The sequence below is a fragment of the Amycolatopsis sp. NPDC058986 genome, from assembly GCF_042741125.1.
Classification (GTDB): domain Bacteria; phylum Actinomycetota; class Actinomycetes; order Mycobacteriales; family Pseudonocardiaceae; genus Amycolatopsis.
Map to the genome: position 1 here is coordinate 30,803 of NZ_JBHYJW010000013.1, position 20,782 is coordinate 51,584.

At 67.8% G+C, this 20,782-nt stretch carries 1 pseudogene (only partly in view); it reads left to right on the forward strand.

Annotated features, from left to right (window positions below):
* Positions 1-20,782, forward strand: a pseudogene (locus ACFW0G_RS14330) (hypothetical protein) (its annotated part extends past both window edges: 16,169 nt to the left, 12,808 nt to the right); the annotation flags it as partial.

Below are 20,782 nucleotides of genomic sequence, written 5' to 3' on the forward strand. Positions count from 1 at the left end.
CGACAAGCTGATTCGCGTCCTGCCGGGTCAAGGGGCCTTCGATGCTATTGAACATTCAATTATCGAACCGGAGGATGCCGACAAGACCACCGCGATTTGGAGCAAGGACTACCGGACGAGTGAGGACTCGAACCCGACATCGCGAGAGTCCGCGGTTGGTGAGGATTCGACCGCGTCCGGCACCCCGGCCGTCGCAGCCGACGGGCCTATCTTCGCTGATGGGCACGCGCGTCTGCAGAGCCACGTGTACGACATGGACGGTCGCCTCGTTCTGCTGGATCGCCTGAACTTCGCGAAGGCCCTGTGGTTCGACAAGTACTACCAGCTCAACCGGCAAGCTCGGCCGGATGCTTCGACGGTGGCGTCGATGTGCTTCCTTGGCACCGAATTCTACGCACACGAGTTCGAAATAGTCCTCCAGGGGTATTTTGGTTTCCCGAACGAGGTTCATTCGCCTCGTGAGCAGCTGGGTTTGCGCCTTCCTAACACGGGTGGCACGTTCAAAGCTGTTGACAACAACGCGGGTATCGCGACCAGTGACCCCGGCGACCCGGGTCGCAACATCAAGGTCACTGGCCGGTACGAAAGCAGTGAGATCGAGCCCGCAAAAAAGCGTGCTAAACGACTCGGTCGCGTCCTCAAGGATAAGATCGACGAGTATATGGCTGTCACCCACCCGCTCCGGGAAATAGTCTGGGAAGAACGCGATCTGCGAAGCGAGATCGTGAGGCTGCGGGCGAAGTCACCGGATGCCGGCTTGGCGCAGCGGCTGCAGAAGCTCGAGCAGCAGGTGGCTGAGCTGTCTGTCAGGAAGTGGAACGAACTCGCGCGTGTCCAGGCTGAGCTGAAACGCCGTGATCTGGAACATCTCAAGGCGCCCGAAAGGCAGCGGGCGGACATGGTCTCGCGGGGGCCGGGCGCTCGGTCCGAACCGTTCTCGGCGAAGCTGAAATCGTTCCTGCACTCACGTCCGCGGGCCGCGGATGCCACGGAGATCGTCGTCGACGACCACCGGCCTGGCGAAGTTGTCGAGCGTGGTGTGTCCGGCGGTGCTGGGACTGGGTTGGGTGTTGGTTTCGGCCGGGGCCCGGGTGGGCGTCCTATGGAGGTGGCGGAGTCGTGGCGGCTGCGGGCGGGTGAGGCGGGGCGCCGGTTTGCTGGGCGGGTGTCGGATAGCCGGTTTGTGTCGTGGTTGCGTGATGTTCGGGCGTCGCATGAGGTGGGCAAGCTCGACAAGCGGGTGGCAAAGCTGCGTGAGCAGGCCGAGGAGTTGCGGGAGGGCTTGACCGAGTCGGAGCGGGCCGAGCGGGACCGGCTTTATCGCGCGGCTGATGAGCAGGACAAGGTCGCCGGTGCGAAGCAGATTGAGGCTTCGAAGAAGCGGTTCGAACGTCGTGAGCTGGTGGACCGGTGGACAGAAGAGCTTTCGGAAGCCGACGGGGCTCATGGGGTTGAGCACCTGTCGGAACAGCAGCTGAACCAGCTGAAGAGCCTCGATGATCAGGTGCGGCAGCTGGACGAGGAGCAGCAGCGGCGGGCCGCCGAGGCGGCGGAGCTGCGTGCGGAGACGGACAGGCTGGAGAGCGCGGCTCAGGAGCGGGCTCTGGATCCGGAATCGTCGGCCACGGCTGACGAGCTGGAGCGGCAGGCCGATGAGCTTGAGCGGCAGGCGTGGGCGAAGCTGGACGAGATCGACGGCCGCCGTGCTTCCGCGCGGGCACCGCGGGAGGAGTTCTCCGACCAGGCTGCCCTGGACCACGGCGGTTCGGACGGTCCCGCGCAGGCATTGGCGTCCGCCGCCGGGCCGGCTGCCGACATGTCCCGGGAGCAGCGCTTCGCCGAGGCACTGGAGACGTACCGGGCTGCGCGGTCCGAGGTCGCCGATGGGATCAATCCCGTCGAGTACCACCCAGGTGGGGTTCCCGGCGGTGTGAGCCGCCAGGAGAACTTCAGGTTCGGCGTCGAGTTCGAGTTCACCGTTCCCGAGGAGCATTACGACGCCGCGGCCCAGGAAATCGGGGCGGGTCTTCGAGACGCGGAACTGGCCGACTGGCGCGATGGGCAAGGTGTGCGTTCCGGTCTTGCCAAGCTGTCGTCCGATCGCTGGCACGTGGTGGACGAAGACGCCCATCTGAACGGAATGGAGGTGCCGACGGAGAAGCTGAGCGGCCACCCGGATTCCTGGCAGCGGTTCGCGGCCGGCGCCGACATCATCGAGTCGGTCGTGCGGAAGTACGGCGGCTCGGTGGAAGAGTGCGGTGGACACGTCAACTTCAGCTTCGAAGGCCGGCCCTTCGACGCCGGGGCCAACGTGGCACTTGCCGAGCTTTTCAAGGCACGCGAGCAGTCCGTCTACCACATGGCGAATGCCGCCATGGATGGTGGGCAGCGCGCGCTCGGTAAAGTGGGCCCGCTACCGGTCCCGCCACGTGGCGCCGCGGTGCTGACTCCGGAAGACGTTCGTACCAAACTCAGCTCCAGCCGCAACGAGATGCTCAACTACGAGCACATCAAGGGCGGCCCGGACGACCGCTGGGAACTCCGGGTGCCCGCCGCCAGCTTGCACAAGGGCGTTGTCCAGGCCAATGTGGAGTTCGCCGGCCTGATGGGGGCCGCCGCGCACGATCCGGCGAAACGTGATCGGATCAGGGAACTCTTCGCCGATCCGCGGTTGCTCGGCGACGAGACCCGGCCCCGCACCGAAGAGGAGCGGCTGGGCGACCTGCTGGATCTGCTGGAAGTCCTGCCGTTGAGCAAGGCGGCGGAGAAACAGATCGTGCAGCTGTTCGCGGCCACCCGGCCATGGGTGCGCAGCGGCGTCACCGACGATTTCCAGACCTTGGCCGTGCCCACCCAGGCCGGACTGCACTATCCGCATCGGTCCGAAGATGTGCCCGCGCTGGTCCGGCAGGCGCGCGATGTCACGCGGAACCCCGATGAGCAGGTCATCCGGTTCACGCCCAGCGAGGACGGCGAGCAGATCGCCCTGTGGGACGGGAAGAACCACACCCCGCGTGCCTTCGTCAACTACGTGCGCCTGCACCCCCGTTTCGACCAGGACCGCAAGATCGTGCTGGAGACCGGGCAGCCGGAATCACGGGCTGCCCAGGACGTGTCCCGGTTGTTCGGCAACGCCGAGATCCACCAGGCGTCCGAGCCCGCTCACCCCGAGCCGGCAACGGAACCCGAGTCGCCGCTCCCGCATCCTGTGTCTTCGGAGAGCCCTGCTCGCCCTGCGGTTCCGGCGGACTCGTCGGCGTCCGGCGTTTCGCGTGGGCTTCGCCTGTTCCCGTCCAGCTACACGACGTGGCGGCGGCGGGCGGCAGAGGTACCGAAGTCGTGGCTGGCGCGGATGGAGCCCGACAAGTGGCAGGAGGCCCTGTCGCACGCCGAGACCGCGGTGCGGAATGCGGCGCGGGCGGAGGCAGCCAAGTGGCGCGAACGCTGGTCGAAGGCGGAGGCCGCGGCTCGGCCGGAGACGATCCGGTGGCAGGAGTACTTGTCGCACGTCGAGACCGCGGCGCGGGATGCGGCGCGGGTGGAGGCTGCCAAGTGGCGTGAGCGGTGGTCGAGGATCCAGGCTGCGGATCGGCTGGAGTCGGCCAGGTGGCAGGAGTACATGTCACACGTCGAAACCGCGGTGCGGGCCGCAACGCGGGTGGAGGCCGCCAAGTGGCGTGAGCGCTGGGTGCACACCGAGACGACGGCGCGGCGCGAGGCCGGCAGGGTGCAATCGCGGGTGTCGAACTCGGATTTCGCTTCGATACTGCGGGAAAAGGCGGCGGCTTGGCAGGGAGCCAAGTACGGCAAGGAGGCGTACCGGCTCCGGGAGAAGGCCTGGGAGTTGCGGCAGCCCGAGGAGCGGGCTCTGGAGTTCGAGGAAGAGGCTCAGGAACTGCGGCAGGAAGCCGCGGACTTGCGTGCCGAGGCCGCGGAGATGCGGGAGCAGCCGGAGGACACGGATGGCCGGGACAACGACTCCGTGCGCTCCGGGGACGAGGACGCCGAGTCGGTCTACAGCGAGCCGATGCGCGCGGAGGATCTGGAGGCGCGGGCCGGGGAACTCGAGGAGCAGGCACGGGAGCTCGACGAGGACGCTGCGCAGGCGCGGGCGGAGTCACCGTATGTCGGGCAGGGTGCGGATGCGCGTGCGCAGGTGCTGGACAGGAAGGCCGACCGGGCCGAGAAGCGCGCGGACCGGGCCGGGCAGCGGGTTCAGGATGAACTGACACACCGGAAACTCCGCCGCCAGCGTCAGGAACCGGAGGCCTGGCGGCAGCAGGCTGAGGAGCTGGAGGAGCAGGGCGGCGAGCTGTGGCGCGAAGCCGCGGCTCTGCGTGCTGAGGCCGAGGAGGCACGGGACCGTTCGGCGGCCACCGAGGGACGCGAGGCGCGCACCGAGGACGAGAACGCCGAGTCGGCGCGTGTGGAAGATCTGGAGGCGAGGGCTCGAGGCCTCGAGGAGCAGGCGCGCGAGTTGTGGGCGCGGGCGGCGGACGTGCGGACCCGGGCGTCCGGGCCGGTGGCCTCGCAGCGGTCCAGGGCGGGCCAGGTTCGTGCTCGGCAGCCGAAGTTGCGGGGCAAGCTGGACGGTTCGGCGATCCGGGCCGAGATCCTGGCCAAGCTCGGCGAGGATTCGCCGTATCGGCCCTTCGTCGAGGTGGCGGCTTCGGACGAGAACCTGACCAAGGCGTGGGGCAAGGTCAGTGGTGGGTGGTTCCGGATCAGCCTCGGCGATCGGGCGCACAGCGGTGGTCCGGAGATCGCGATCCGGCTGGAAGGGCTGGGTGAAGGGGAAAACTCACGGCCCGAGTCCTTGGACCGGGACAGTGCGACCACGGTGGCGCACGAACGCGGATCCTCGATCGAGAACCAGCCGGTCATCACCGAGGCGGCCACGGTCTTCATTCCGACGCCGAAGGTCACGGTCCGGGCGTGGCTCTTCGGTTTCTTCAATTCGCGTCGGTCCGATCTGAGCGCGACTCAGTCCCGGATCAGCGAGACGCGAGTGGTCCAGCGGGGCGTCGAGCACGACACGATGGATCATTCGGCCGTTTTCCGGCTCGAGTTCACCCAGCCTCGCCAGTGGCCGTGGCAGGCGACCGCGCCGCCGTCGGTCAGCCGGGTACCGGGCGAGGTCACCCTGGCCTGGCCGAAGGCCAAGCCGGCCGCCTCGGACGAGCGTCCGGTCAACCCGCGGGACGTCGAGCACGTCGTCTTCTCCGACCCTGGGTCGATCTATGACGAGGTGTCGAGGGAACTCGGTGGTTTCGCTCCGAACGACGTGCGGCCGCGGGCGGCGTTCGAGCACTGGCTGGAGAGCAAGGCGGTCACGAAGGACCTGCTGGCGGGCAAGGTGGTCAGCGAGACGTTCGCCTTCGCGGGGAAGGACAGGCAGCAGATCTACATCGCGCTCCGCGGGCGCCGGGATGGTGAACCGCTGACGTCGCGGCCGGTGCGGGACGGCGAGGGCACGCTGCAGCGAATGGAACTGACGGGCGGGCAGGTCACCACCACCAGGACCACGGGCAGGCGCCGTGGTGCGGGCTTGTCACTGGCCATCGGTGACTACAGCGGTAAGGACGAAGGGTTCGCCGTCGGCCCGCAGGCGCGCATCCACCGCGGCACCCAGCTGGAGGACGGGGTCACCGACGCGGTCAGCAAGCAGGTGGAAGAGCTCTATTCGGGTCCGTTGCAGGAACACGAATCCGACCTGACGCTGGTGATCCGGGTCGGCGACGCGGAACACGCGAGCGAGGGCGCGGCGGCGGCCGGTAACCCGATGGAGGGTATGGGCCGCGACGACGAGCAGCCTGCGGCTTCCCCGGTCCCGGCGACGCGGTCCCTGCCGGATCGGCTGATCCGCTTGCAGGGCAAGGCCACGCTGTTCATGCGCGGCCGGTCGGACGATCCGAGCCCGCGCGTGCTGGAGGACGAGCACGGGTTCACCGAGTCCGCGCAGCACGAACTGCAGAACCTGGTGGACCGGCACGGCCTCATCGTCGACATGCAGTCGCCGCACCCGGACGCGGTGCGCTGGATCGCCGGTGGGGAGACCATGCCTCGCCCGGCCGGACTTCCCAACAAGCTCATCAACGACGTCGACGTGCTGCTGGGCGCTCCGGCGGACAAGATCGGCCTGGTCGGCCACTTCGCGGCCCGGATGCCGGAGATCGACGATCCCCGGCTGGCCGTCCTGCCCGGTGGGTTCGATGCCCTGCGAAGCCGGTTCGAGGAGCGCTTCGAGGAGTTCTGGCGGGGGCTGCCCGAGGATGGCGACTACCGCGTGACCGAGGACGGTGTGGTCGAAGAGCGGGCGTCGGACGGCGAATACCGGCCGCTCACCGATCACCCTGCCTTCGCCATCCGTTCCGCCGCGGACGACCGCCCGCTGCCCCAAGCCGACCACGACCGGATGCTGGCCATCGTGGGCGAGAGCGAGCTGGGCAGCCGGCCCGGTGCGCTGCGTTCCTGGGAGCCCGAGGCGCAGCGACCCGGGGAGCCGTCGCAGGTCGTCCGGTTCGCCCCCCGGCAGCGGCCGGTCCTGGCGGCCCCCCGGCTGCTGCCCGAGATCGGTCGGCACGCGGCGGACTTCGGCCGGGAAATGCGGGACCTGTTCCCGGAACCGGCACCGGACGACATCGCGGATCCGTCCACTTCGGACGTCCATACCGGACACCGCGGCACTCCGGCAGCGGACTATCCGTCGGGGGTCAACCCGCACACGGCGTTCGACCAGCTTGGCGCGCAGAAGAAGCTCTCGGACGAGACCATCGAGCACGCCGTCGGCATGCTGCTGCACCGGCTCAACGCCGAGGGCGTGATCGGCAGGCCGACGTGGTGGCGACGGCTGCTGCGCCGCCCGGACGCCGCACTCCTGCGCACACTCAAGCAGGAGATCACCGATTTCCTCAAGGACAACGACAACGCGGCGGCGGTGTTCAACGGCGGTGACGGCATCCGGATACCGCTCAGTTCCTGGCACTGGGGCCTGCCGGATCAGTTCCTGCGCGGCACGGAGGACCGGCAGCACGCGGACTACCTCGGCAGCACCAAGGCCGAGCGGATCAGTGGCCGGATCGTCCCCACCCGGACCACGACCTCGGGCGTCGACGACTCCCGGTTCCTCAACGCCGGTCTGGCGGGCGGCGGTTACGGCGACAAGGCGTCCGTGTGGCCGGGTGGGCAGATCGTCGGGAAATGGCGGTCCGGCGACGGTGACGTGATCAGCCACGAGGTCGGCTACGAGCTGCCGTTCGACAGCGAGCAGGACGTCCACCACCTCCGCTATCCGATCCGGCTGGAGTTCAGCGGCGACGGCCGGTGGGCGGACCAGAAGCCGCCGCACCAGTGGCGGGATTCCTCCGGTGCGATGGACAGCGGAATCCCCGGTGCGATCGAGGTCGCCGTGGCGGCGCTGCCCGGCCAGTCCTCGTCGACGACCGATCACACGTCCGTGGCCGGGAACGCGGCCGATCGCGCCGCTGCCGAGGAGCCCGCCGCGGGCTGGCAGCCGAACGGTGCGCCCAAGCCCGGGATGCGGCCGACCGGGCCGCCGCCGCTGGATGCCGAGCTGGTGGCGTTCACCCCGACGCCGAAGGGGTTGAGCACCGCGGCGAAGATGATCGATGTCCCGCGCTCGGCGTGGTGGAAGGAATGGTTGAAGTTCCCGTTCGTCGGGAGCGCGGCCAAACCGGTCGACCAGCACGACCCCAGCCTTTTCGCGGGCACCCAGGAATTCGGCCTGAGCACTCCTGGCGCGCACGACGGTGCCCTGGACAGGATGGAGTTCTTCTTCGGCAGGGACCGCCAGATAGCGGGTCTCCGGACCGCGCTGGCCGAGGATTCCGTCGAGTTGAAACCGGCGGGGGACATCGACGAATCGAGGACGCGCAACGTCGGTGGTATCGCCGGGAACCGCGAGCTGATTACGCGGGTGGCCCGGTCCGCGCAGCTGGGCAACCCCCGCATCGTCGGAAAGGTCGAGAACCACAAGTTCGTCGAAGCACCGCATGGCACCGATGCCTTGACCAGCGGACCCACCAAGGGGTGGGGCCTGAGCGTGAAGCTCAACGCGCTGAACTTCCGCAGGTTCAACGGGGCCGACCTGGGCGGTCCCATGGGTTCGCTCGTCGGCAAGTTCATGCGGACGCACGAAAGCAAGAACACCGTCGCCGGCCGCGGCACCGACGTGAACGTCGATATCGAGGACGGCTACCTGGTCTCCTACAGCCGGACCGAGGATCTGACGACGGCAGCGTTCCGCAGCTGGACCGACCCGTTCGGGAACGCGCACGACGGCACGGTGCGCGAAGGAAAGCAGTGGATCCACCTCCCGGATTCCGCGGTGTTCCTGGTGAAGGCCAGCACCATCCACCAGGTGGAAGGGCTGCGGCCGGAGGACTTGACGGTGCTGGACCCGGCCGATGCCGCCCGGTATCGCCAGGAGCATCCGCCCGCACGCGACGGTGACCAGGACGCCGATGCCCCGGTCGAGGACCGGCCGGAGCCGGTGGCGACGGATCCTCCGGCGCTGCCCGATGGCGTGCGGGTGCGTCCTCCGGACAACGTCGGCCGGGGCGAGGGCTCGGTGGCGTTCGCCGACGCGGCGGTCTCGCGCGAAATGGGCAAGGAGGTCTTCCGCAGGCTTATCGAGTGGTCCAGGCGGGAAGGCGCGCGCGTTCAGGCGGAGAACGAGGGAAACCGGGTCACCCGGGTGGCCGACCGCGTCAACCAGGTGCTCTACGTCCCGTCCGAGGACAGCCACGAACCCTTGTCGCTCAAGTGGTTCGACCAGATCAACGACCGGATCTTCCTGGACGTGCTGGATCCGGATCTGGCCACGCCCGCGGCCGACATGTTGCTGCGCAAGGCATTGAACGGTGGCGTGCCCGTCCTGCGCGTCGCCCGCACACCGTTCGGCGAGACGGCGCAGCTGGTGGTGCTGCGTGCCGGCCTCGGCGAGGGTCAGTACCACGACACCATCCAGAACCACAGTTCCACCCGGAGCCTGCAGGCGACGGCGGGGGAGTCCGAGACGAAAACCAGCACCTGGACGCTGGAGGCGGGTGTCGGCTTCGCCAACTACGCCCTGCACGGTGCGGCCGACCTGACCCAGGCGCTGCTGAACAGCGAGTTCCACGCGTCGTACGAACGGGGCAAGGCACGCGAGATCACCGACACGACCACCGCGGGTACCGGCGTGCGGGAGAACATGCGTTTCCTGCACGACCTCGACGTGACCATGGAGGTGTACCCGTGGTCGACCGCAGGCCGGTACACCAAGGTGCTGGGGAAGGCATGGTCCTCGGTCGAACCGCACCAGTTCGACACGGCTTGGGAGGATCATTTCTCCCTTCCGCTGGGCGTCAAGTCCAGTGTGGACAAAGAGCTGGTCATCCGGGAAGGCGCCGAGCCGAAGCAGCCGATCGAGCGGATCTCCGGCCTGTGGCAGCACGGGAAGGACGGTGAACGCACCGGGTACGGTTTCCAGCGCGACGACAACGGCCGCACCATCGCCGACGTCCACATCCGGCCGTTCAACGCGCCCCAACGCGACGAGGCGCTGCGAAACCTGGTCAAGGGCCGGGCACCGGACGCGAACGGCACGGTGCCGGAAATCCCCAACCGGCCACTGCTGCCCGCGCGGACCGCGGCCAAGATCTTCACCACGACCGGGCTCAACCTGCGTCAGGTTCATCTGCACCGGGCGCTGTCCCAGCAGGGTGACGTGACCACCTTCCACGAAGGTCCCCTGAAGCAGCTGAAGATCGAGGGCAAGTTCACCAACGCCGAGCTGGTCGACAGGCTCGACGGCTCGTTGACCCGGACCGGTGTGGAGAAGGAGACGGTGGCGTCCGGGGTGGCGCGCCGGGCCGTGCTGGAGGCTGTGGAGGCCAGCGACATCCGGGGCGAGCCGATCAACGGGGCGGCCAGCCGCCCCGGCGCCTCGCTCATCGAGTACGTGCGGCCGATGCTGGACTACAGCGGCCAGCACCAGAACGTCGTGTCGACCGAACGCGAGCTGGGCAGGCCCGGCGGCAGTTCGTCCGAGGACCGTTACCTGGTCAGGGTCACCCCGCGGTGGTCGATCACCCCGACCTACCGGGCCAAGAAAGCCCAGTGGCTCGGCTGGAACAGGACGTTCCGCATCGGCAGGGACGAACCGATCATGCTCGAGGTGGATCGTCAGGGCCTGACGGAACTCGGCCTGCGCGAGCCGGAGCACGGGGGCGCGGACGAGACCTCCCGGGATCGGGCACCGGAGAACGATGACCCCGCCGCGGTGCGGGAAGGGGAGTCGTCGCCGAATTCGACGCCGGAGTCGAGTCCGGAGATCGAGCGAGGCGCGGTACCGTCGATCAAGCTGCCCACGACGCTGGAGATCCAGAAACCGCCGCTGTCCTCGGGGCCCAAGCCTGCCCCGTCGCCGAAGTCGTCGATGAATCTCAGCGACTTCAAGGGAAAGCCCGCAGAGCACTCTCCGGCACCCTCGGTGGGCCGGTCGGCCGCGTCCGACTCGGCGTCCCACAGCTCGCACAGTGACAAGGGCACCGACAGCCCGTCGCGGAGCGAGGCCGCCGAGGAGCTGTTCCGGCCGCAGGATCGGGCTTGGGAAGAGCAATGGGAGCAGCAGGTCGCCGCCGCCCGGGATTGGATCGACACCAGCAAGGCGAGTGACCGGCACAGGAAGTTCGCGGGCGCGATCGTCAGTGAGGAAATCCAGCTACCGCTGGAGCTGCGGCGACCGGCCCCGGGGCAGCAAGTGGAGCTGGACAGGCGGCTCGCCGGGATTCACGACGTGGTGTTGCAGCGCTTTGTCGCCGAGAACGAATCCGCGGCTCGCGAGCTGGCCCGTGAACTGGCGGAGCGATACCGCATCGGCCGCGAGTTGTTCGCGCGTCAGGACCAGGCGTGGGAGGAGCACTGGGCGCAGCAGGTCGACGCCGCGCGGAAGTGGATCGAGCGCGGTAAGGCGACCTTCTCGCACAAGCAGACCGCGGGCACGATCGTCAGTGTCGCGATCCAGCTTCCGCAGAGGCTCCAGCGGCCGACTTCGGGTCCGGAAGCTCGGTTGGACGAGCTGCTTGCCGGGATTCACGACGTGGTGTTGCACCGTCTGGTTGTCGAGAACGAAGCCGCGGCTCGTGAGCTGGCTCAAGAACTGGCCGAGCGGTACGGCATTCGCCGGACCCGGGGCGGACCTGCCGGCGGTCCGCTGGGCAAGACGGTGAAGCGCATCAGCGAACGTGTCGGTGAGAGCAGCCGGAGCCGGATAGAGCGCGTCCAGCAGAGGTTGGGTGGCACGCCTCGGCTGCCGGGTTACACCTCGACCTACACCAAGGCCGAGGTCGTCAAGCACGCTGCCGAGCTGGGCGTGAGCGAGCGGGAGTTCGAACGGTTCACCGAACTCGGTCTGGACACCAGCCCGAAGGAAATCCTCGCGCTGGCCGGGACCGCGGGTGTGCCCGCCGGTGTCCTCGTCCGGCTGTCCACCTTGCTCGATGGGTTGCCCACCGGCATTCTCGATCAGGCCAGGAATTCTGCCGAGATCATGGGCTTGCCCAACGAGAAACCGGTGATCCGGCTCGCCGATCGGGTGGCGGAAAGCCCGGAACGACTCGAAGTACTGGGCGGGTACCTTCGTGAACTGGTTCCGGACGTGGCGGCCGCGGATCGGCTGACCGGCGCGGAGCTGGAGCAGGGCCTGCGCGATCGGCTGCGCGAGCTGGGGCTGTACGGCGAGAACGACCTCAATCACCTGATCGCGCTGTCCGAGGTACTGGGCTGGGGCAGTGAGGGGCTCCAGTGGCTCGGCTCGTACCTCGGCAACCGCAACGTTCCGTTGGAGCTGCTGCACGATCTGCCCAGCGGGTTCGTGAAGGAGGGCCTTACCCGGCTGCGCGATGCCGAGCGTCTCGGTGTCAAGCTCGAACAGCAGCAGTCTGACGTCGGTAAGGCGGCGGTTCGGGACGAATTGGCTCGCTTGGCGGGCCTGCCCGATGGTGAGGTGCTCCAAGCCGTCGCGGACAAGCTGAACGTCACGAAGCTGCCTGATCTGGTCGCTCTGCACGACGACTTCGCCGCCATCCACGAGCAGCACGCGGCTGCGCGTCCTGATGAGCGGGCGCGGCGGATTGTCGACGAGCTGAAGGCTCGGCTGGACGGCCGGGACATCGACAGCGATGCTTTGGTGCGGCTGAGTACTCGGCTCGGTTTGCGGTTCGAGGACCTTGCCGCGCTGCACTCTTCGCGGCATTCCGCCCGGCTGGTCGGCCAGTTCACCCAGAACCTGACCGGGGAGCGGCTCGCCGAATCCGAGACCGGCGACTACGCTCGAATGTTCCGTGACTACCTCACGTCGCGCGATGAAAGCGAACAGCGCCGCGTGCTGGACAGCTTCGCGCAGTCCGTTCGGGAACTGCCGGACGATGGGCTCTTCGGCCGTCACGTCGAGCACAAGTTTTCTGCCGCGCTTCAGACGCTGCCGACGTATGGCGAGGCGGTCCCGCAGCCCCGTCCGCGTCCCGGCGCGAAGATGCTGGCTGAGCTTCCGCGTAATGACTATGCCGGGCATGAGGCCGATAAGCTGGCCGGTCGGCTGGGTATTTCCCGGTCGGATTTCGACGAGTACAACCGGCGGTCGTGGTTTGATCCGGATGCGCTGATCCGGCTGTCCGACAAGACCGGCACTCCCGTGCGCCAGCTGGTCGAGCTGAGCGCGAAGATCGGCCGGGTGCCCGCCGACCTGCCGCAGATAGCGCATCGGATCGGGCGGCATCCGCGCGAAGTCGCCGAGGTGGCCCGCAGGATCGGCTATTACGGCGTCGATCCGCGGGATCTGGTGGTCCTGCGCTCCGTGTTCGATCGGCTGGGCCTGCGGCCGGACAATGACTCGCTGGGCACCGCAGACCTGGCAGGCGCGGTCGACAAGCGCGCGACCGCGGTCACCAACGCACTCATGGAGCGGCTGCGCGCTCGGCTGGATCCTGGTCGGCGAGCGCTCGAGGTGCTCAGCGAGCGGTTGGGCGAGACCCAGCTGAGTGCGGAGCGGCTGTTGTGGACGCTCAGCCGTGTCGAGAAGGGACGATCGCCCAGCACCCCGCGGGAGGGCGACTTGTGGCTCGCCGACTGGTGGGCAGACGAGCTCGAAATGAACGAGCGGCGGACCTCCGGGTTCAAGCAGGACCTGATCGAGGTCCCGCAGGTCGACCCGGGTGCGATCGCCAAGCTGGTCCACGACCACTACGGCATCGGCCTGTACGCCAAGCGCTTCGAAGAGATCTACTCGGCGAGCAAGGTGGCCGGCCGGACGATCGACGGCGTCGAGGAGGTGGCGAAGCAGCTCGGCTTCGAGGGTAAGCCGACTGTTCTGCTGGAACTGGCCGAGAAGCTACCGGCTCATCCGTGGGTGCTGCCTTCGTTCCGTCCCTTGGTGAGCACGGTCAAGTTCGGCTTTCACGTCGACAACGCTCGCCGGACCATCGACGACCTCGTGGAGGGTTACCGGCAGAAACTGAACTGGGTGCCGGAGAACGTCGGAAAACAGGACGTCTACGACTTCCTTGCCGACCGCCGGCCCGCACCAGGAGAACTGCATGACAGCGAATGGCTGACCAGGGAGGCTCACCGCTGGGAAGAGGAGAAGTTCGGCCCCGAACGAGCCGAGGCCCGGCGACTGTTCGCTCGGTACAGGAATGAGGAGTGGTTCAACCGGCACGATTACCAAACCATTCGGGAGCGCCTCGGCCAGGATCACGATGCGTTGATCCTGCGGCTGAGTGAGCAACAACGCCGGGTGCCGAAACTCCACGAGGTGTACCAGCCCCGATTGCTGTCCACGGCCGACCTTCTGCGCCTGGCCTTCGAGACGAACAGCGATCCGCGCGAGGCCCGCGTATACGTCGAGGACTATGCGTTGGCGCACCGAGAGCCCTGGGGCCTGGTGGATCAGAAGCGCTCGGCGTATGAGGCGGTGCGCGAGAGGCTGCCGCAGTGGCTGGCGTACCAGAAAGAACGGCTGCAGCTCGACGGGCTGCCGCTATGGGAAGTGCGCGACAGCCTTCAGGAAGCGGGCCGCCGTTTCCCCGATCTGGACAAACTGTCCGATCAGGATGCGATCGGTGCTGCTCGGGGTCTCGGATTCCCGGAGCCGGTCCGCGCCGAGGCCGCGCTCGATGGGTTCCGGCCTGGGTACGAGCCGGGCCCGGGACAGCCGGTGGTGTCCGGGAGTTTCGTGACTCCGGAGGATCGGGCGCGGTTCTACGACGTGCACTTCGGTGACTTGGCGCGGGTGAACGAGCCGGTTCCGGGTGAGCGGGGTGGCTCTGATGGGCGGTTGGAGAACTGCATCGATGTGACTGTCCAGGCGGCGAATATCCGCTTGTCGGGCAATCCGCATCGGGCGGAACCGGGTGGTCCGGTGAGTGGTGCGCGGGTTGTGCAGACCATGGGGGCAGATCACCTGCGTCGGCGTTTCCCGAATTTCGATGAGTTCAACGCGGCTGTTGAGCGGGGGCTGGGCTCTCGGGGGATGGCTCTGGTGTCGGGCCGGGTGGCGGACGGGCGGCGGCACGGCTACCTCGCCGTCAAGTCGGGCGGTGACGCGGTGATCTACGCGGATGTGGCGGGCAAGACCATCGCCGACTTTTCCGGGGTCGAGGATCTGCGGTTCGCGCCGTTTGATTCCCGAGCGACGTATGTGCCACCGCGGGCGGGCGACGAGGCGGCCGTTGGGGCGGGTCGAAACGACCAGTTCGCCGCGGATGACCCGTTCCTGGAGGAAATGCACGCCGGTCAGCTGAAGGACAAGGTCAAGTCCGTCCGCCAGCGGATGCGTGATCGTGGGCTGTTCGGTGGCCAGCGGTTGCCGGGGTACACCATGGACTATTCCAAGGACGCAGTCGCCAAGCACGCTGCTGAATTGGGTGTGCGTGAGTGGGAGTTCGGGAGGTTCATCAAGCTCGGCCTGGACACCAGCCTGAGCGAGCTCGTCATGCTGGCCAAGTCCGCGGGTGAGCCCGATCCCGGCGCTTTCGTCCGGTTGTCCACTTTGCTTGACCGGTTGCCCGGCGCCATCCTCGAGCAGGCCAGGAACTCCGCCGAGATCATGGGGTTGCCCAGCGAGAAGCCGTTGGTCCGGCTCGCTGACCGGGTGGCGGAAAGTCCGGAGCGGCTGGAATCCCTGGCTGAGTATCTTCGTGAACTGGTCCCGGATGCGGCGGCCGCGGATCGGTTGACGGGTGCGGAGCTGGAGCAGGGCCTGCGTGATCGTTTGCGTGATCTGGGGCTGCACGGCGAGAACGATCTCAACCACGTGATCGCACTGTCCGACGTACTGGGCTGGGGCAGCGACGGGATCCAGTGGCTTGGCTCGTATCTCAGCGAGCGCAGTGTTCCGTTGGATCTGCTGCGTGACCTGCCTGAGGGGTTCGTTCAGGAGGGCCTCACCCGGCTGCGCGATGCCGAGCGTCTCGGTGCCGAGATCGAGGGACAGCGATCCGACGCCGAGAAGGCGGCAGTCCGCGACGAACTGGCGCGCCTAGCCGGTCTGCCCGATGGTGAGGTACTCGAGGCTGTCGCGGCGAAGCTGAGGGTCAGCAAGCTGCCTGAGCTGGTCGCACTGCACGATGACTTCGCCGCCATCGAAGAGGACTTCGCGGCTGATCACGAGCAGCACGCGGCGGGGGGCGCCGATGATCGGTCGCAGCGGATCGTCGACGAGCTGAGGGCCCGGCTGAGCAACCGTGACATCGACCCCGGTGCCGCGGTGCGGCTGAGTACCCGGCTCGGCTTGCGGTTCGAGGACCTTGCCGTATTGCACTCTTCGCGGTACTTCTCACGGTTGGTCGGTCAGTTCACGCAAGGGTTGACCGGGGATCGGCTCGCCGAGTCCGGCACCGGCGATTACGCCCGGATGTTCCGCGACCATCTCGCGTCGCGTGATGAAGGCGAACGACGCCGCGTGCTGGACAGCTTCGCGCAGTCCGCCCATGAACTGCCGGACGACGGTCTCTTCGGAGACCACGTTGAGCGCACCTCTTCTTCCGCGTTGCAGAAGCCGCCGACGTATGCAGGGGAAGCCTCGCGGCCCCGCCCGCGTCCCGGCGTGAAGATGCTGGCCGGGCTTCCGCGTAATGACCACGCTCCGGGTGAGGTCGATGAGCTGACCGCCCGGCTGGGTATTTCCCGGTCGGAGTTCGACGAGTACACCCGGCAGTCGTGGTTCGATCCGGACGCGCTGATCCGGTTGTCGGAGAAGGACGGTGTTCCCCGGCGCCGGCTGATCGAGCTGAGCGCGAAGATCGGGCGGGTGCCCGTCGACCTGCCGCAGGTGGCGCATCGGATCGGACGCCATCCGCGCGAAGTCGCCGAGGTGGCCCGTCGGATCGGTCGCGACGGTGTCGACCCGCGGGATCTGGTGGTCCTGCGCCCCGTGTTCGATCGGCTGGGCCTGCGGCCGAACGATGACTCGCTGGACACGGCAAAGCTGGCCGAGGCGGTCAATCTGCGCGTAGCGGCGGTCACCACTCCACTCATCGAGCGGCTGAGCGCTCGACTGCATCCTGATGATCTGCAAGCGCTCGACGTGCTCGCCGACCAGATGCGCGAGACCCAGCTGAACGCGGAGCGGCTGTTGTGGACGCTCAGTCGCGTCGACAAGGGACGATCGCACCGGACCCCGCGAGAGGGCGATCTGTGGCTCGCCGACTGGTGGACCAAAGAACTCGAAATGGACAGGCGGTGGGCCGCCACGTTCAAGAAGGGCCTGGTCGCGGTCCCGCACATCGACCCGGGTGCGATCGCCAAGCTGGTCCACGACCACTACGACGAGGCCAAGTACCTCACCCGGTTCCAGGACATCTGGTCGGCGAGCATGGTGGCCGACCGGACGATCGACGGCGTCGAGGAGGTGGCGAAGCAGCTCGGCATGGAGGACAAGCAGACCGTTCTGCTGGAACTGGCCGAAAACCTCCCGGCTCATCCGCAGGTACTGCCTTCGTTCCGCCATCTGGTGAGCAAGCTGAAGTTCAACTGGGACCCCTTCGATGTTCTTCAGGACATCGACAGCCGCATGGAGGATTACCGGCGGAAGCTCAACTGGGTCCCGGCGACCGCCGGTAAGAAGGATGTCTACGACTTCATCGCCGACCGCCGGCCCACGCCCGAACAGCTTGCCGACGACAACTGGCTGACCAGGGAGGCCAGCCGCTGGGAAGAGGAGAAGTTCGGCCCCGAACGAACCGAGGCCCGGCGCCGGTACGCCCGGATCGGGAACGAGGGGTGGTTCGACAAGAACGACTACCAAACCATTACGGAGCGCCTCGGCCCGGAGCATGATGCGTTGATCCTGCGGGTGAGCGAGCAGCAACGCCGGGTGCCGAAACTCCACGAGGTGTACCAGCCCCGGCTGCTGTCCACAGTAGAACTCCTGCGCGTGGCGGCCGAAACGAACAGTGATCCGCGCGAGGCCCGCGTATACGTCGAGGATTACGCGGTGGCGCACCGAGAGCCCTGGGGCCTGGTGGACCAGAAGCGCTCGGCGTACGAGGCGGTGCGGGAGAGGTTGCCACAGTGGCTGGCGTACCAGAAGGAACGGCTGGAGCTCGACGGGCTCCCGCTGTGGGAAGTGCACGACAGCTTGCGGGAAGCGGGCCGCCGGTTCCCCGATCTGGATCAGCTGTCCGATCAGGATGCGATCTCCGCCGCGCGGACCGGCGAATTCCCGCAACCGGTCCGCGCGGTCTCCGAGTCCACGGGGTTCCGGCCTGGGCACGAGCCGGGTCCGGGGCGGCCGGTGGTGTCCGGGAGTTTCGTGACTCCGGAGGATCGGGCGCGGTTCTACGACGAGCAGTTCGGTGACTTGGCGCGGGTGAACGAGCCGGTGCTGGGTGAGCGGGGTGGCTCTGGTGGGCGGTTGGAGAACTGTGTCGATGTGACTGTTCAGGCGGCGAATACCCGTTTGTCGGGTGTGCTGCATCGGGCGGAGCCGGGTGGTCCGGTGAGTGGTGCCCGGGTCGTGCAGACGATGGGAGCGGATCACCTCGGGCAGCGTTTCCCTGGCTTCGGCGAGTTCAACGAGGCTGTCGAGCGGGAGTTGGGCTCTCGGGGGATGGCTCTGGTGTCGGGTCGATTGGCGAATGGGCGGCGGCACGCCTACCTCGCCGTCAAGTCGGACGGTGGCGCGGCGGTCTACGCGGACGTGCATGGCAAGGACATCGCCGACTTTTCCGGGGTTCGGGATCTGCGGTTCGCACCGTTCGATTCCCGATCGACGTATGTGCCGCCGCGGGCGGGCGACGATGCGGCCGTCGGGGCGGGTCGAGACGATCAGTTCGCCGCGGATGACCCGTTCCCGCGGGAGATGCACGCCGGAACCGGGCCGAGTTCGGAGGAGTTGTTCGTGCCGCAGGACCGGGCTTGGGAGCGGCACTGGGCGCAGCTGGTCGAAGCCGCGACGAGGTGGGCCGACCGCGGTAAGGCGACCGACGAGCAAATGCGGTCCGCGCGTGCGATCCTCAGTGCCGAAATCCGGCCGCCGCTGAACCCGCGGCACTCGGCCTCGGGGCCGGGGGCCAGGTTGAACACGCTGCTGCGCGAGATTCACGACGTCGTACTGCACCGCCTGGCTGTCGGGGGCGAACCCGCGGCCGGCAAGCTGGCGCGTGAACTGGCCGAGATATACGGTGTTCGCCGCACCCGAGGCGGCCCTGACAGCGACAGCGGTCGCGACCAGGTGGAGCGTGTCCAGCAGGACATGAGTGGCGATCGCTCGCAGTCGGGTTCCACCAAGACCTACTCCAAGGAGGAGATCGCCCGGCACGCCGCCGAACTGGGCGTGCGTGAGGAGGAGTTCAAGAGGTTCACCGACCTCGGCTTGGGCACCAGTCCGAAGGAAGTCTTCGCGCTTGCCGGGGCGGTGGGGGTTCCTGCCGGTCTTTTCGTCCGGCTGTCCACTTTGCTCGAGCGGCCGCCCGGCGCCATCTTCGAACAGGCCAGGGAATCCGCCGAGGCCATGGGGTTGCCCAGCGAAATGCCGGTGCTCCGGCTTGCCGATCGGATCGCGGAAAGTCCGGAGCGGCTGGAATTCCTGGCGGACCACCTTCGTGAACTGGTCCCGGACGCGGCGGCCGCGGATCGGGTGACCGGTGCGGAGCTGGAGCAGGGCCTGCGTGATCGCCTGCGTGACCTGGGCTTGCACGGTGAAAACGAGCTGAACCAGCTGATCGCGCTGTCCGACGTGCTGGGCTGGGGCAGTGAAGGGATTCCCTGGATCGGCTCGTACCTCACCAGACGCGATGTTCCGCTGGACCTGCTGCACGACCTGCCTACCGAATTCGTGAAGAACGGCCTTACCCGGCTGCGTGACGCCGAGCGTCTCGCTGCCGAGTTCGAAGAGCGGCGGTCCGATGCCGGCAAGGCGGCGGTTCGCGACGAACTGGCGCGCCTGGCGGGTCTGCCCGACGGCAAGGTGCTCGAGGCTGTCGCGGCGAAGCTGAACGTCAGGAACGTGCCTGATCTGGTCGCTCTGCACGATGACTTCGCCGCCATCCACGATGACTTCGCGGCTGGTCACGAGCAGGACGTGGCCGCGCGTCCCGAGGAGCGGGCGGCGCGGATCGTCGACGAGCTGAGGGCCCGGCTGGCCGATCGGGACATCGACAGCGATGCCTTGGTGCGGCTGAGTACCCGGCTCGGCCTGCGGTTCGAGGACCTTGCCGCACTGCAATCGCGGCACTTCGGCCGGCTGATCGGTCAGTTCACGAAGAGGTTGACCGGGGACGGGCTCGCCAATTCCACGAGCGGCGCCCATGCCCGGATGTTCCGCGACTACCTCACGTCGCGCAGTGCGCAGGAACGGCGCAGCGCGCTGGACAACTTCCCGCGGACCGGCCCGTATCTGCTGGACAACGATTTCTTCGGTGACACCGTTGAGGACGTCTTTTCCGCCGAGCTGCCGAAGCTGCCGTCGTACGGTGAGGAGCTCAAGCCGTTTGCTCCGCGTCCCGGCCGGGGAATCCTGGCCGAGCTTCCGCGCAATGACTACGCTCCGCGCGAGGCTGACAAGCCGGCCGCCCGGCTGGGTATCTCCCGATCGGAATTCGTCAAGTACAACCAGCAGTCGTGGTTCGACCCGGATGCGTTGGTCCGGCTGTCCGGGAAGACCGGTGTTCCCGTGCCCGAGCTGATCGGGCTGAGCGCGGCGATCGGCCGGATTCCCGTTGACCTGCCGCAGATCGCGCACCGGCTCGGTGTCCCCGCGCGCGAGCTCGTCGAGGTGGCTCTCGGGACCGGTCGTTCCGGTGTCGACCCGCGGGATCTGGTGATTCTGCGCCCCGTGTTCGACCGGCTGGGCCTGCGGCCGGTCGATGACGCCCTGGGAACGGCGGAGCTGGCCACCGCGGTCCACAACCGCGCGGCCGCGGCCACCCGTGTACTGGTCAACCGTCTGAATGGCCAAGTTCATTCGCGTCGTCTCGACGAGCTCGAAGAGCACCTGACCACGGAGCGGCTGTTGTGGACGCTCAGCCGCGTCGATCAGGGACGATCGCCAGGGCACCCGCGGGAAGGCGATCTGTGGCTTGCCCACTGGTGGGCCGACGAACTCGGCATGAGCGACCGGGTGGGCCTCGGGTTCTCGATGGGCATGGCCGGGTTCCCGCACGTCGACCCCGAGGCGATCGCCAAGCTGGTTCGCGACCACTACGACGCGGACGAGTACCGCACCCGGTTCCAGGAGATCTACCGGGCGAGCCTGGAGGCCGGCGTGGCGATCGACGGC